The 12882-nt window shown below is 68.9% G+C and carries 13 protein-coding genes and 1 rRNA gene; 11 read left to right on the top strand and 3 right to left on the bottom strand.

Translation table 11 applies throughout. The features are described 5' to 3' along the window. The 10 genes from rrf to ACWD68_RS37310 form a co-directional block, all read left to right on the top strand. Window positions 1-93: ribosomal RNA gene (gene rrf / locus ACWD68_RS37355) — 5S ribosomal RNA — on the top strand; the annotation flags it as partial. A gap of 67 nt (window positions 94-160) precedes the next feature. Beyond that, the gene (locus tag ACWD68_RS37350; protein WP_451810918.1) at window positions 161-805 is read left to right on the top strand and encodes an HAD family hydrolase; all 645 of its coding nucleotides are present in this window, start codon (window positions 161-163) and stop codon (window positions 803-805) included. Between the two features lie 134 nt (window positions 806-939). Then, window positions 940-1677, top strand: a complete 738-nt coding sequence (locus ACWD68_RS37345) for a VC0807 family protein (RefSeq protein WP_451810917.1) — start codon at window positions 940-942, stop codon at window positions 1675-1677. A gap of 83 nt (window positions 1678-1760) precedes the next feature. Continuing rightward, window positions 1761-2987, top strand: coding sequence for an MFS transporter (locus ACWD68_RS37340; RefSeq protein WP_451810916.1), 1227 nt, complete (start codon window positions 1761-1763; stop codon window positions 2985-2987). After that, window positions 2938-4110, top strand: coding sequence for an acetoin utilization protein AcuC (locus tag ACWD68_RS37335; RefSeq protein WP_451810915.1), 1173 nt, complete (start codon window positions 2938-2940; stop codon window positions 4108-4110). Before ACWD68_RS37340 ends, ACWD68_RS37335 begins: the two co-directional genes overlap by 50 nt. 313 nt (window positions 4111-4423) lie before the next feature. Then, window positions 4424-5239 (top strand): phosphatase, encoded by an 816-nt coding sequence (locus ACWD68_RS37330; RefSeq protein WP_451810914.1) that lies wholly within the window; start codon window positions 4424-4426, stop codon window positions 5237-5239. 129 nt (window positions 5240-5368) lie between these two features. Beyond that, window positions 5369-5578: a helix-turn-helix domain-containing protein gene (locus tag ACWD68_RS37325; RefSeq protein WP_093781815.1), complete on the top strand. Its 210-nt coding sequence runs from the start codon at window positions 5369-5371 to the stop codon at window positions 5576-5578. 143 nt (window positions 5579-5721) lie between these two features. Then, window positions 5722-5820 carry a 30S ribosomal protein bS22 gene (locus tag ACWD68_RS37320; protein ID WP_003948845.1) on the top strand — a complete coding sequence of 33 codons (99 nt, stop codon included), beginning with the start codon at window positions 5722-5724 and terminating at the stop codon, window positions 5818-5820. Between the two features lie 452 nt (window positions 5821-6272). Beyond that, window positions 6273-7334, top strand: coding sequence for an NAD-dependent epimerase/dehydratase family protein (locus ACWD68_RS37315; RefSeq protein WP_451810913.1), 1062 nt, complete (start codon window positions 6273-6275; stop codon window positions 7332-7334). Between the two features lie 14 nt (window positions 7335-7348). Beyond that, a complete protein-coding gene (locus ACWD68_RS37310) occupies window positions 7349-8410 on the top strand; it encodes a lysophospholipid acyltransferase family protein (RefSeq protein WP_451810912.1) in 1062 nt (353 codons plus the stop codon). 104 nt (window positions 8411-8514) lie between these two features. On the opposite strand, the gene ACWD68_RS37305 is transcribed toward ACWD68_RS37310, so the two are convergent. From ACWD68_RS37305 to ACWD68_RS37295, 3 genes are all read right to left on the bottom strand, one after another. Further along, complete coding sequence (locus ACWD68_RS37305; protein ID WP_451810911.1) at window positions 8515-9747, bottom strand: DUF5667 domain-containing protein; 1233 nt, start codon at window positions 9745-9747, stop codon at window positions 8515-8517. A gap of 254 nt (window positions 9748-10001) precedes the next feature. Then, window positions 10002-10772, bottom strand: a complete 771-nt coding sequence (locus tag ACWD68_RS37300) for an ECF subfamily RNA polymerase sigma factor, BldN family (RefSeq protein ID WP_355840968.1) — start codon at window positions 10770-10772, stop codon at window positions 10002-10004. A gap of 598 nt (window positions 10773-11370) precedes the next feature. After that, window positions 11371-12303: an HAD family hydrolase gene (locus tag ACWD68_RS37295; RefSeq protein WP_451810910.1), complete on the bottom strand. Its 933-nt coding sequence runs from the start codon at window positions 12301-12303 to the stop codon at window positions 11371-11373. A 186-nt stretch (window positions 12304-12489) separates the two neighbouring features. Between ACWD68_RS37295 and ACWD68_RS37290 the strand changes: the two genes are divergently transcribed. Further along, window positions 12490-12789: a glutaredoxin family protein gene (locus ACWD68_RS37290; protein WP_451810909.1), complete on the top strand. Its 300-nt coding sequence runs from the start codon at window positions 12490-12492 to the stop codon at window positions 12787-12789. Window positions 12790-12882: the final 93 nt, after the last annotated feature.

The following is a 12882-nucleotide window of genomic DNA, read 5'->3' as shown; positions in this document are numbered from 1 at the left end:
ACGCCCGGTTACATTCCGAACCCGGAAGCTAAGCCTCACAGCGCCGATGGTACTGCAGGGGGGACCCTGTGGGAGAGTAGGACGCCGCCGAACAAATTTTGAAGAAAACCCCCGTACCGGGAAACCGGTACGGGGGTTTTCTGCGTTTAGGGTCTTTGATATGCGCTATGACCTGATCATTTTCGACAACGACGGCGTCCTCGTGGACAGTGAGCCGATCTCCAACACCCTTCTGGCCGCGTATCTCACCGAGCTGGGGCATCCCACCTCGTACGAGGACTCCCTGCGTGACTACATGGGCTCCGCCATGCACCGCATCCACGACATGGTCCTGGAACGCACCGGGCAGCGGCTGCCGGACGACTTCGACGACGTGTTCCACGCGCGGGTCTTCGCCGCCTTCGAGCGGGAACTGAAGCCCGTTCCCGGCGCCGGGCAGGTGCTGGAGAAGCTGGCCGCGGACGGAGTGCCGTACTGCGTGGCCTCCTCCGGGAGTCATGAGCGGATCCGGGTCGGGCATCGCACGACGGGACTCGACCGCTGGTTCGACGACGAGCGGATCTTCAGTTCGCAGGACGTGGGCCGGGGCAAGCCGGCGCCCGATCTGTTTCTCCACGCGGCCGAGCGGATGGGCGTACGGCCGGAGAGGTGTGCCGTCGTCGAGGACAGTCCGCTGGGGGTGCGGGCGGCCGACGCGGCCGGGATGGACGTGTACGGGTTCACGGCGATGACGCCGGCCGACAGGCTGGTCGGCGCCACTCAACTCTTCTCCGACATGGGGGAGTTGGCTGACCTGCTCGTATGACGGCACCCATCGGCGGGGGCTGACATATGTCATGCCGAGCTCCGGACGATCGTTTCTGTCGGCGGGTGGGGTCCGACCGCGAAGCTGAGTACATCGAAACGGGACGTACACAGTGACGACGGAGGGACCCGATCATGAGCATCACCGCCACCGAGTTCAGCACCGGAGAGACCGACCGCGCTGCCGCGGCGGTCGCCGGGTCGGCCCCCGCCACGGACACCGCCGGTCCCCGGCCGAGCTTCCTGCCGCTGATCGTGGACGTGGCGGTGCCCGTCGGGTCGTACTACCTGCTCAAGAACGGGTTCGGGATGAGCACGATGGCGGCGCTCGGCTGGAGCAGCGTCGTACCGGCCGTGCGGACCGTGTGGAGTGTGGTGAAGGAGCGCAAGGCCAACGCCCTGGCCGGGCTGATCCTCTTCGTCAACGTGGTCGGGCTCGCCCTGAGCCTCGTCGCCGGTGACCCACGGCTGATGCTGGCCAAGGACAGCGGGGTCAGCAGTGCGGTGGGTCTCGGCGTCCTGGTGTCCGTGAAGCTCGGGCGGCCGATGATGACGCAGGCGATGAAGCCGTTCCTGGTGAAGGGGGACGCGGCCAGGAGCGCGGCCTGGGACCGTCTGGTGGCCGGTTCCGAGGGGTTCCGGAAGGCCGAGCGGACCTTCTCGCTCGTGTGGGGCGCGGTGCTGCTCGGTGAGTGCGTCGCGCGGGTCGTGGGTGCCTACACGCTGCCGATCGACACCATGGTCTGGCTCGGCACGGTCGTCATGATCACTTCGATGGTCCTCGCCTTCCTGCTCAGCGGGCGCTTCGCCGTCGTCCCGATGGAGAAGATGCTCGAGCGGGAGCTCGCCGCCGGTGCCGGGACGGACGACTGAACAGCCTCTCTCCGAAGAGCTGAGCAAAATTCATCTTCGGCTGGATCTACCCACCGGTAAGCCGGGGCCCTACGCTCGCCGCCATGACAGATGTGCTGCGGCGCGGTAGGGCCTCTTTGGCGTTCAGCTTCTTCGCTCAGGGCGCCGCCTTCGCGTTGCTCGTGACGCGCATCCCGGCCATCCAGGACCGCTACGGGATCTCCGACGCGCTGCTGCCGGCGTTCCTGGCGGCCGTCCCGATCCTCGCCGGGGTGGGCAGCGTCGCCACCGAGCACCTGGTCAAGCGCGTACCTCCCAGCAGCGTCCTGCGGTGGTCGCAGCCGGTCGTGCTGCTCGCCCTGCTCGGTGTCGGCGCCGGTGACCAGCTCGTCGAGGTGGCGGTCGCCCTCGGCGCCTTCGGCCTCGCGGTCGGCGCGCTCGACGCCTCGATGAACATGCTCGGGGTGAGCCTCCAGCGGTCGTACGGGCGCAGCATCATGCTCGGTTTCCATGCCGCGTACAGCCTGGGCGGGATCGTGGGAGCCTCGCTCGCCTGGGCCGGGGCGCACTGGCATCTGCCGCTCTTCGTGTCGTATCTGCCCGTCGTGCTGGTGCTGCTTCCGCTCACTCTGGTGGGGAGCCGGTGGTACGTCGACGGCGGCGCGGCCCCGGACGGGAAGGACGCGGCGGACGAGGGCGGTGCCGGTGCCGGACCCCTCGTCTTCAAGCTCCTGCTTCCGCTGTGCCTGGTGATGACGTTCGCGTACATCGGGGACTCGACGGTCTCCAACTGGAGCGCGAAGTATCTGAAGGACGTGCTGGGCAGTTCGGAGCAGCTGTCGACCGTTCCGTACAACGTCTACATGGTGATGACGCTGGTGGGGCGGGCCGTCGGGGACTTCGGGGTGCGGCGGTTCGGGGCCGTGGCGGTGGTGCGGCTGGGCGCCGTGGTCGCCGCGCTCGGGTTCGGGGTGGTGGCGGTCGCGCCGGGGGCCTGGGTGGGCATGCTGGGGTTCACGCTGGTGGGGCTCGGGCTGTGTGTGATCGTGCCGCAGACCTTCGCGGCGGCCGGGCGGCTCTTCCCGGGGGCGTCGGACACGGCGATCGCGCGGCTGAACATCTTCAACTACGTCGGGTTCCTGATCGGTTCGCCGTTGGTGGGCGCGCTGGGCGACGCGTGGAGCTACCGCGGAGCCATGGTCGTACCGATGGTCCTGGTCCTCGCGACCTTGGGGTACGCCCGCTCGTTCGATCCTCAACCGGACCGATACGGTGACGTGCATGAGCGGCCGCGCACAGCTGATGTGGGACGAGGCAGTAACGGGGTATGACTTCGGTCCGGACCATCCCATGGATCCGGTCCGGCTCGCCCTGACCCGGGGACTCGTCGACGCCTTCGGGCTCGACCGGGACGTCGATGTCGTCTCGGCGAAGCCCGCGGGGGAGTCGACCCTGAAGCTGGTGCACCGCGAGGACTACGTGGAGGCGGTCAGGTCCGCGTCCGCCGATCCCGGGAAGGCCGACCCGTCGTACGGTCTCGGGACCATGGACGACCCCGCGTTCGCCGGGATGCACGAGGTGTCCGCGTTGATCGCCGGGCAGTCCGTGGGGGCGGCGGAGGCGGTGTGGCGCGGGGAGGCGCTGCACGCGGTGAACTTCGCGGGCGGGCTGCACCACGCGATGCCCGGCGGGGCCTCCGGGTTCTGCATCTACAACGACGCCGCGCTGGCCATCGCCCGCCTCCTGGAGCTGGGCGCCGAGCGGGTCGCGTACATCGACGTCGATGTGCATCACGGTGACGGTGTCCAGGCGGCCTTCTGGGAGGACCCGCGGGTTCTGACGGTCTCCCTGCACGAGCATCCGCGGACGCTGTTCCCGGGGACCGGGTGGCCCGAGGAGACGGGGGCCGACAGCGCCGAGGGCACGGCGGTCAATGTCGCGCTGCCGGCCGGAACCGGGGACGCGGGCTGGCTGCGGGCCTTCCATGCCGTGGTGCCCGAGCTGATCGCCGACTTCCGGCCTCAGGTGCTGGTCACCCAGCACGGCGCGGACACCCACTTCGAGGACCCGCTCGCGCATCTCGCCGTCTCGCTCGACGCGCAGCGGGCCGTGCAGGTCGCCTGTCACGACCTGGCGCACGAGTACGCCGACGGGCGCTGGGTCGCGCTGGGCGGCGGCGGGTACGCGGTGGTGGAGGTGGTGCCGCGCTCGTGGACGCATCTCGTGGCCGTCGCGGCGGGCCGCCCCATCGAGCCCGAGACGGTGATCCCGGAGAGCTGGCGGCAGCAAGTCTTCGCCCGCACCCGGCAGTTGGCGCCGATACGGATGACGGACGGGCGCTGGCCGGTGCCCTGGAAGGACTGGGAGGCGGGGTACGACCCGGCGGACCGCCTCGATCAGGCGATCGTGGCCACGCGCCGGGCCGTGTTTCCGTTGCGGGGGATGCTGCCGTAGGCCTGGATTCCCGCCTCGGGCCCGGGCGGGAACAGGATTTCACCGTCCCCCGGCTGGAACGGGATTCCGCCTCGCCGAGCGAGGGGACGGGACCGGACGGCTTCATGGTGATTCCCCCTGCGTTGGTGGTCGGCGGGTTGGTCAACTGGCGTCCGTTTCGCGCGTGTTGTGAGACCAGCGGGCCCGAGGACGCTTGTGCGTCCTTTTGTCGCTCCCTCCTGTCGCCGGCGTCACGATGGGCCATTAGGCCAACTGTGGGGCATTTCTCGCATTTTGTGCGTGCGGTGTCGATGGATGCGTCAGCATCGCTGACGTGTTGAGCACCGGAGCTTTGCGTGCACATCTCCTGGCCGCCCGGCTGGCCGGGCCCGTGGCCACCTCGCGCGAGGAGAGTCTGCGCAGCTACCGGCTCTTCGCTGCCGGGGACCCCCGCCTGTTGCTCGGACTTGATCCCGAATGGACCTGGCGGCAGCGGGATCTGATCGAACTGATGGCCGACAAGTGCGGGGTTTCGGCCGATCCCTCGCACACTTCGGGGCATGATGTGATCGACCCGGAGCGGACCCTGGCGGCTCTCGATGCCTTCGCGGAACGGCTCCGTGAAGCCGCCCGCCATCGTCACCCTGTGCTTCTCGGCACGGGCCACCCGCACCGGCTGATCGCCTTCTACGCCGCTCTCGCGGACGCGCTGTCGGCGGCGGGATGTACCGTCCTCACCCCCGCGCAGGGTAGCTCTGTCGACATAACGACCCGGTTCGGTCTACGCACGTACAACCTCGACTACGTACAAGGTGTCGCGCTGGTGCGCGAACCCAGGGCCGGGGCCGCCGGTCGTGCGACCGGCGCACACACCCACTCGCCACTGCCGGTTCGGACCGTTCTGGCGGCCGCCGCGGAGGCTGGAGGGCCCCTCCCGGAGCTGGTCATCGGAGACCACGGATGGGTCTGCGGAGCAGGTCAGCTGGGGTTCGAGGCCATCGGTCTCGCCGATACGGACGATCCCGCGCTGTTCGTCGGAGAGGCAGAGGGGCGAGTGTCCGTCGTCGTTCCGCTTGATGACGCTGTGCGGTCTGATTACTACCGACCGCTTACTCGCTATGTACTCAATCGAGCGTGTCTGTCACAGTAGGCGGCCGATGGCATCCCCTCTTCCCCACTCGCATCACCCGCCCCTACATTGGGGAGTGAGCACGCAACGACGAAGAGTCACCGGAAGGGGAAGCCGGTGACCGTCGAGTGCGGAAGGTTCAGGTGTGTCATGGCTGCAGGCGAGAGGCCTCTGAACGAGGTTCAGTTCCTTACCGTGGCGGAAGTCGCCTCGGTGATGCGAGTGTCCAAGATGACCGTGTACCGCTTGGTGCACAGCGGTCATCTGCCGGCGATCCGGGTGGGGAGGTCCTTCCGGGTGCCGGAGCAAGCGGTTCACGAGTACCTCCGTGAGAGCTATGTGGGGGTGGAGACCGCCTGACGGCGTTTCCGGGAGACCGTTCGCGATCTCCCGGAAACACCTCGATTACGACCTCGGCTCTCGGACGGGTAGGCTGGCCCCTCATAGGTCGTGTGGGCCCATGCAGCCCAGCACCGAGTAAAGAGAAGTGAGCGAGGGTAGTCGTGGGCTCTGTTATCAAGAAGCGGCGCAAGCGGATGGCGAAGAAGAAGCACCGCAAGCTGCTCAAGCGCACTCGCGTTCAGCGTCGCAACAAGAAGTAAGCGACGCCGCGGAAACGCGTACTGTGGCCCCCCGCCAGCAGGTGGGGGGCCACAGGCATATCTGGCCGCGAGACGGCTACCCGGAAGCTCCGCCGAGGACCGGCCCGGGAGACGGCGAAGACTGCCGGGCGCCGACGAAGGGCCGGGGCCGTGGCGGCCCTCCGTTCGGGGCAAGGAGGCAGGCGCGGTGGCCCCCGGGCCGACGTCAGGGGTCGGACGCATTCGAGAAGAAGAACCCCGAAAGGCCGCTCGAACATCGAATAGATTCAGCCACGCGCGCCATGTACGCCTGTGGGCCGAATGGCTTGGTCTGGTCGTACGTCTGTGGCTGTCGTCACTTCGTGCATCGGGCGGTCATCACAGCGCAACATCAACCCGCTAAGTTGGCCGCACACGGGGAACGCGGCAGTACGAGCGGAGCTACGTCCATTTCTGGAAGGAAGGCGCTGATCTTGGGGAAGGTCGTGCTCGTGACCGGGGTGGCCCGACAGCTGGGGGGCCGGTTCGTACGACGGATCCAGCGTGACTCGCAGGTGGACCGGGTGATTGCCGTGGACGCGGTGCCGCCCGAGCACCACATCGGCGGCGCCGACTTCGTGCAGGCCGACATCCGGCAGCCGACGATCGCGCGGGTGCTCGCCGAGTACTCCGTCGACACGGTCGTGCACATGGACGTGACGGGCACCGCGCTGGGCTCCGGCAGCCGGACCACGGTCAAGGAGACCAACGTCATCGGCACCATGCAGCTGCTCGGCGCCTGTCAGAAGTCTCCGACGGTCAAGCGGCTCGTCGTGAAGTCCAGTACGAACGTCTACGGCTCGGCGCCCCGCGACCCCGCCGTCTTCACCGAGACCACCTCGCCCAAGTCGCTGCCCAGCGGCGGCTTCGCGAAGGACACGGTGGAGGTCGAGGGGTACGTACGCGGCTTCGCGCGCCGCAGGCCCGATGTCGCCGTGTGCGTGCTGCGGTTCGCCAACATCCTCGGCCCGAGCGCGGACTCGCCGCTCGCCTCGTACTTCTCGCTGCCGGTCCTGCCGACGGTGTTCGGCTACGACCCGCGGCTCCAGTTCGTCCACGAGAGCGATGTCATCGAGGTGCTCCGGCTCGCCTCGCACGACCCGCAGCGGGGCACGCTCAACAGCGGCACGTTCAACATCGCCGGCGACGGCGTCCTGCTGCTCTCGCAGTGCGCGCGGCGCCTGGGCCGGCCCACGGTCCCGCTGCTGCTGCCGGCCCTCAGCTGGGCCGGTACGGCCGTGCGTACCCTGGGAGTGACGGACTTCTCGCCGGAGCAGCTGCGGCTGCTCACGCACGGCAGGGTGGTCGCGACGATCCAGATGCGCGAAACCCTGGGCTACCAGCCGAAGTACACGACGGCGGAGACCTTCGCGGACTTCGCCCACAGCCGGGGGCCCGGACTCCTGCCCCCGGAGGTCCTTGCGGGGGCCGTGGACCGGATCGCCGCACTGCCTCTTCCGGGCGGCGGCCACACCCCGACGCAGAGCGCCAACTGAGGAGCGCATCAACGATGGCGGACGCCAAGGTCATTCCGTTCGACGACGACCGGTCGCGCGGGGCTGCTGTGCAGCGCCCGCCGCGGCGCCGGGCCGCGGGGAGCCGGCGCAAGGGCGAGCCCGTAGTGGTACGCGAGGTCCAGCCCCTGCCCGGGCGGACCCTCCCGCAGGATGATGTTCCCGTGACGCATGAGGAACAGCCGCCCCAGCAGCCCCAGCAGCCCCAGCAGGGCGGCAGCGGCCTGGAGCAGCGCATCGCGGGGGGTCTGGCCTTCCTGCGCCGCAGGCTCACGGGCGACTACGAGATCGACGACTTCGGGTACGACCAGGAGCTGACCGACCAGGTCCTGATGTCGCTGATCCGGCCGCTCTACGAGAAGTACTTCCGCGTCGAGGTGAAGGGCATCGAGAACATCCCGTCGGAGGGCGGCGCCCTGATCGTCGCCAACCACTCGGGCACCCTTCCGCTGGACGGCCTGATGATGCAAGTCGCCGTCCACGACAACCACCCGGCGAACCGTCACCTCCGCCTCCTCGCGGCCGACCTGGTCTTCATGCTGCCGGTCGTCAACGAGCTGGCCCGCAAGGCCGGTCACACCCTGGCCTGCGCGGAGGACGCCGAGCGGCTCCTGGAACGCGGTGAACTGGTCGGTGTGATGCCGGAGGGCTTCAAGGGCATCGGCAAGCCCTTCAGCGAGCGCTACAAGCTCCAGCGCTTCGGCCGGGGCGGCTTCGTCTCGACGGCGCTGCGCGCGGGCACCCCGATCATCCCGTGCTCGATCGTCGGCGCGGAGGAGATCTATCCGATGATCGGCAACGCGAAGACCCTCGCGCGGCTGCTGGGGTTCCCCTACTTCCCGATCACCCCGACGTTCCCGTGGCTGGGCCCGCTCGGCGCGATCCCGCTTCCCACCAAGTGGACGATCCAGTTCGGCGAGCCGATCCGCACGGACGGCTATCCGCCGGAGGCGGCCGAGGACCCGATGCTGATGTTCAACCTGACCGACCAGGTCAGAGAGCAGATCCAGCACACCCTGTACAAGCTGCTGGTGCAGCGCAGGTCCGTGTTCTTCTGATCATGCAGTTACGGTTCTGCTGATCATGTCCTGATATGCCTGTACGTCGATGGGGGCGCCCTTCCCGAGAAGGGCGCCCCCATCGACGTAGCCGAGTGGCGGGGTTAGTTGCTGTCCTCCGTGTCGATGCCGAGGCCCGGCAGGAGACCGGGCAGCAGGGGAGGGAGCGTGACGTCGGGTTCGCTCGTCGCGCTGCCCTTGCTGCTGCTGTTGGACGACGGGGTGGTGCTGGTGTCGTCCTGCGGCGGGTCGAGGAGGCCGCCGGCGTTGCCGCCGAGCAGGCCGTCGCTGCTGCTGCCCGAGCTGGAGGGCCTGGGCTTGCCGCTGCTGTGGCTTCCGCTCGCGGAGCCGCTGGTGGCGCTGGGTGCCGGAGTGTCCTTGCCGGGCGATCCGGTGGACTCCTCGCTCCTGCCCCGATGACGTCCGGTGCCCTCGGGGGCGGGCGTCCTGGGCAGCAGCGATCGCAGCGGGCCGACCTCTTCGTCTATGGCCTCGAAGACCGACGAGACCTGGTCACTGACGTCGCCGAGCTGCACGGGCAGCCGGTCGCGCAGCGCGCCCCAGGCTTCACGGTGCGACTGAGAGAAAGCGGACAGGGCCTGGATGGGGCCCAGTGAGCCGTCCCGTTCGTACGCCTCGTGCAGCAGGCGGTGACCCTCGGAGGCGTCGTGCTGCATACCCGACAGAGCGCGGCGGACCTCGCCCAGGGACTCGTGGTCGAGCTGTCCCGAGCGGCCGCGCTCCATCAGCCGGCGGGCCTCGCTCAGGCGGGTCGAGGCCTGGTCGAGGTAGAGCTCGCCCCGGTCACTGTCGCCGTGGGCCAGACCCAGCTTGATGTCCTCCATGCCGCGCTTGAGCCCGTAGAGCGAGTCGCCGGGGAGGGCGTCGGAGCTCGCGGCGGCCACACCGCCGAAGGCTCCGGCGGCCACACCGACGGTGAGCCCGCCCGCGGCGAGCCCCTTGGACAGCCGGGACCGGGGCCGCAGCTTCCCCAGTCCGGTCGCCCGGTGTGTGCCCTTGGCCCGATGGGATCGCTGCTCGGGCACGGCACGGTCCCAACCCTCGCCTCCGGCGGCGGTGCCTTCCAGCAGCATGGCCTCCATCGCGGCGACGAGCTGGGCTCGCTGCACGATCTTGACCTCGGGGTCCAGCTCCGGTTTGGGCAGCTCGCCGAGACCGGTGGCAAGGGCCAACAGCAGCCCTTGCTCGGTCTGTTCCGCAGCAGCCCGGGACGGTGCCGACCCATCGGGCTGCTCGGCCGCCGTGCCCTGGTCGGATTCCTCCAGGGCCTGGGCGAAGGCGTTCGCCCGCCGGTGTGCCGATACGTTCGCGATCACTGGCGGCACCTCCTCTCGTCATGACGGTCGGCTCCCCAGGGGGTCCTGAGGGTTGCACCCCCTGGCCGTGTGCACACGATCGGGTGATCGGCGATGGCCAAGGCGTGACCACAGGGAGCCTGTATCCCGCACAACGAGCGTCACGGCACTTGGGTTACGGACGACGGATGATCGGACCGCGAAGTCAACAGACTTTTACGGAAGGTGAGTTGAGTGTCGCTGAACGTGTGGGATCACGGCGGGTCGAAGCGGGTTCAGCGGACGTCGTCCGGCAGGAGCCTGGCCAGGGTGCGGACGGCTCGGTACTGGAGGGTCTTGATCGCACCCTCGTTCTTGCCCATCACCCGGGCGGTCTCGGCGACCGACAGCCCCTGGAGGAAGCGGAGCGTCACACACTCCTGCTGCTGAGGGTTGAGCCGCTTCACGGCGTCAAGCAGCGCGGCGTTGGAAAGCGACTCCAGGACGGAGTCCTCGGGGGAGCGCTCGACCTCGTTGGCGTCGAGCATCTCGCCGGTGGTCACCTCCAGCCGGAAACGGCTGGACTTGAAATGGTCGGCGACCAGATTCCGGGCGATGGTCACGAGCCATGCGCCGAAGTCGCGCCCCTGCCAGGTGAAGGTGCCGATCCGTCGCAGCGCCCGCAGAAAGGTCTCACTCGTGAGGTCCTCGGCAGTCGCCTTACCTCCCACCCGGTAGTAGATGTAGCGGTACACGGTGTCGCTGTACTGGTCGTAGAGCCGTCCGAAGGCGTCGGCTTCGCCGGCCTGGGCGCGCTCCACGAGATCCATCATCCGGGCGCTGTCACTGTCCGCGGCCGGACGGCGTGCGGTGGTGGCCGAGCCTGAGCGGCCCCGCCTGCCGACCGCCGCGTTGCCGTCGGCCAGTGCGTAGCAAGGGCCGACGGGCGCGGGGAGGGCGAAAGCGGGGACGGCGTACGCGGTGGGGACGAAGCCGCGCAGACGGTCCAGGACCGTTGCGCGCAGCGTAGCCAGGCCCGAGGCGTCAACCCCGACGTGTGAGTACACGGGACTCCCAGAGGCAGAGCTTCCATCACGTGCAGTGCGGGACCTTTCACCCGTCGTAGCGACGGAGGGGTACCGGTTTGCGTTTGAGGAGAATAACGCTTCGTACAGGCAGCACTACACCCAGTTGCTAAAATCATCGATTACGTCGCTTCTGATGCGATTCGATGCCTGTTCAAGTACCAGACGGTGACCACTTGTTGATCGAGTCGGTTCGTGTTCCGTCTGAGTACAGGGCGTGTTGTGCCCGCCTGCGGTGAACATGACTGGGTCGCCCTCGGCGTGGGTAGGACACGATGATTGCCCCCGCGGCCGAGGGTCCCTTCCCAGGTCCGGACAGGTTTTCGCCCCCTCCGCCCCTGCCCGTCCCGAACCCGGGGGCTCAGCCCCGGACCCCGCTCCTCGAACGCCGGAGGGGCTGGAATTCGGCCGCGGACGCACGGAAGGGCCGTGTCGGCACATCCCCGATGTCCGTCGCTCACGTTCGGATCGAGCGGCGGCTCCCTCGGGAGCCCCCGTCAGATCCGGCGGCGACGGACCGGGATGTACCGGCACGGCCCCGACCCGCAACGCACCCGCGGGGCGCGCCGGAAGGCGAAACTCAGCGGCGGCGGCGGTGCAGAGCGATCGCGGCGGCCGTGCCTCCGGCCACCGCGCCGACCCCGGCCGCGGCGGGAATCCCGACCTTCGCGGCCTTGCGCGCCGTGCGGTAGTCCCGCAGCCGCCAGTCGAAGTCCCGCGCGTGCCTGCGCAGTTTCGCGTCCGGGTTGATCGCGTACGGGTGCCCGACCAGCGAGAGCATCGGAATGTCGTTGTGCGAGTCGCTGTACGCCGCGCAGCGGGCAAGGTCCAGGCTCTCCGCGGACGCCAGTGCCCGTACGGCCTCCGCCTTGGCCGGACCGTGCAGGGGTTCGCCCACCAGCTTGCCGGTGTAGACCCCGTCCACCGATTCCGCGACCGTGCCCAGGGCGCCCGTGAGGCCGAGCCGCCGCGCGATCACCGTGGCGATCTCCACCGGCGCCGCCGTGACGAGCCACACCTTCTGGCCGGCGTCCAGGTGCGCCTGGGCGAGGGCACGGGTGCCGGGCCAGATCCGCTCGGCCATGTACTCGTCGTAGATCTCCTCGCCGATCGACATCAGCTCGGAGACCCGGTGGCCCTTCACGATCGACAGTGCGGAGTCGCGCGCGTCCTGCATGTGCTCCGGGTCTTCGATGCCGGCCAGCCTGAACCACGCCTGCTGCCAGGCGAACCGGGCGAGGTCGCGGGTCTCGAAGAACTTCCGCTTGTACAGGCCCCGTCCGAAGTGGAAGAGGGCGGCACCTTGCATCACGGTGTTGTCGAGATCGAAGAAGGCGGCAGCCTTGTCGTCGCCGAGCACCGGGAAGTCGGGTTCTTCCGGGGCGTCCGGCGGTGTCAGTTCTTCCAGTTCCTGAGAGGACTTGCGGGCTGCCTCCGCAGAGGCCTCGCCTGCCAACACGCTCCGCGCCGTGGCGGAGCGCCTACGGGGAGTGAGCCATCCGAGAGCGGCCATGTCGTGAGCATAGCCAGTCTGTTCGGTGCTTCCGGAGTCGAGAGGATTCGACGCTGTGAACTCTCCGCGACCGTGCCGTTAAAGAACCGATCCGATCCGTTGGCGCCACGGCGCGTCGGTCCTGTGAGGGGGCCGGTTGCCGCGTAAAGCGCGGAGCGTGCCCGCGGGGGCGCCCGGGGCGGGAGAATGGCGCATATGAGCCCCATGTTCCGGCGCAGTGACCGCCGTACGCAGAGCAGGGCGCCCGAGGAGCGCCTGGTGACGTTGATCGGGAAGCCCGGGTGTCATCTGTGTGATGACGCACAGGAAGTGATCGAGAAGGTGTGTGCCGATCTCGGGGTCCCCTGGGAGAAGAAGGACATCACCGAGGACGAGGAACTGCACCGCCAGTACTGGGAACAGATCCCTGTCGTACTGGTGGACGGCGCCCAGCACACCTTCTGGCGCGTGAACGAGGAACGCCTTCGCAAAGCCCTCGCACAGTGAATCCTGTGCGGGGACGCCCACCGCGCCCGTGATGTGCCCCGACTTGTGACCTGACTGAGCAGTCCAAGTGGTCGGGAAAGTCGCCTAGGATCG

The sequence above is a fragment of the Streptomyces sp. NPDC005141 genome (assembly GCF_053599975.1).
The sequence above is the reverse complement of the archived record's forward strand: the minus strand, read 5'-3'. Positions and strand labels throughout refer to the sequence as shown.

What these genes read in the sequence shown, in the direction of transcription:
- ACWD68_RS37295 (WP_451810910.1), bottom strand. Translation starts at nt 12,303, where the DNA reads ATGGCCGCTCTCGGATGGCTCACTCCCCGTAGGCGCTCCGCCACGGCG.
- ACWD68_RS37350 (WP_451810918.1), top strand. Translation starts at nt 161, where the DNA reads ATGCGCTATGACCTGATCATTTTCGACAACGACGGCGTCCTCGTGGAC.
- ACWD68_RS37325 (WP_093781815.1), top strand. Translation starts at nt 5,369, where the DNA reads ATGGCTGCAGGCGAGAGGCCTCTGAACGAGGTTCAGTTCCTTACCGTG.
- ACWD68_RS37310 (WP_451810912.1), top strand. Translation starts at nt 7,349, where the DNA reads ATGGCGGACGCCAAGGTCATTCCGTTCGACGACGACCGGTCGCGCGGG.
- ACWD68_RS37290 (WP_451810909.1), top strand. Translation starts at nt 12,490, where the DNA reads ATGGCGCATATGAGCCCCATGTTCCGGCGCAGTGACCGCCGTACGCAG.
- ACWD68_RS37345 (WP_451810917.1), top strand. Translation starts at nt 940, where the DNA reads ATGAGCATCACCGCCACCGAGTTCAGCACCGGAGAGACCGACCGCGCT.
- ACWD68_RS37340 (WP_451810916.1), top strand. Translation starts at nt 1,761, where the DNA reads ATGACAGATGTGCTGCGGCGCGGTAGGGCCTCTTTGGCGTTCAGCTTC.
- ACWD68_RS37335 (WP_451810915.1), top strand. Translation starts at nt 2,938, where the DNA reads ATGAGCGGCCGCGCACAGCTGATGTGGGACGAGGCAGTAACGGGGTAT.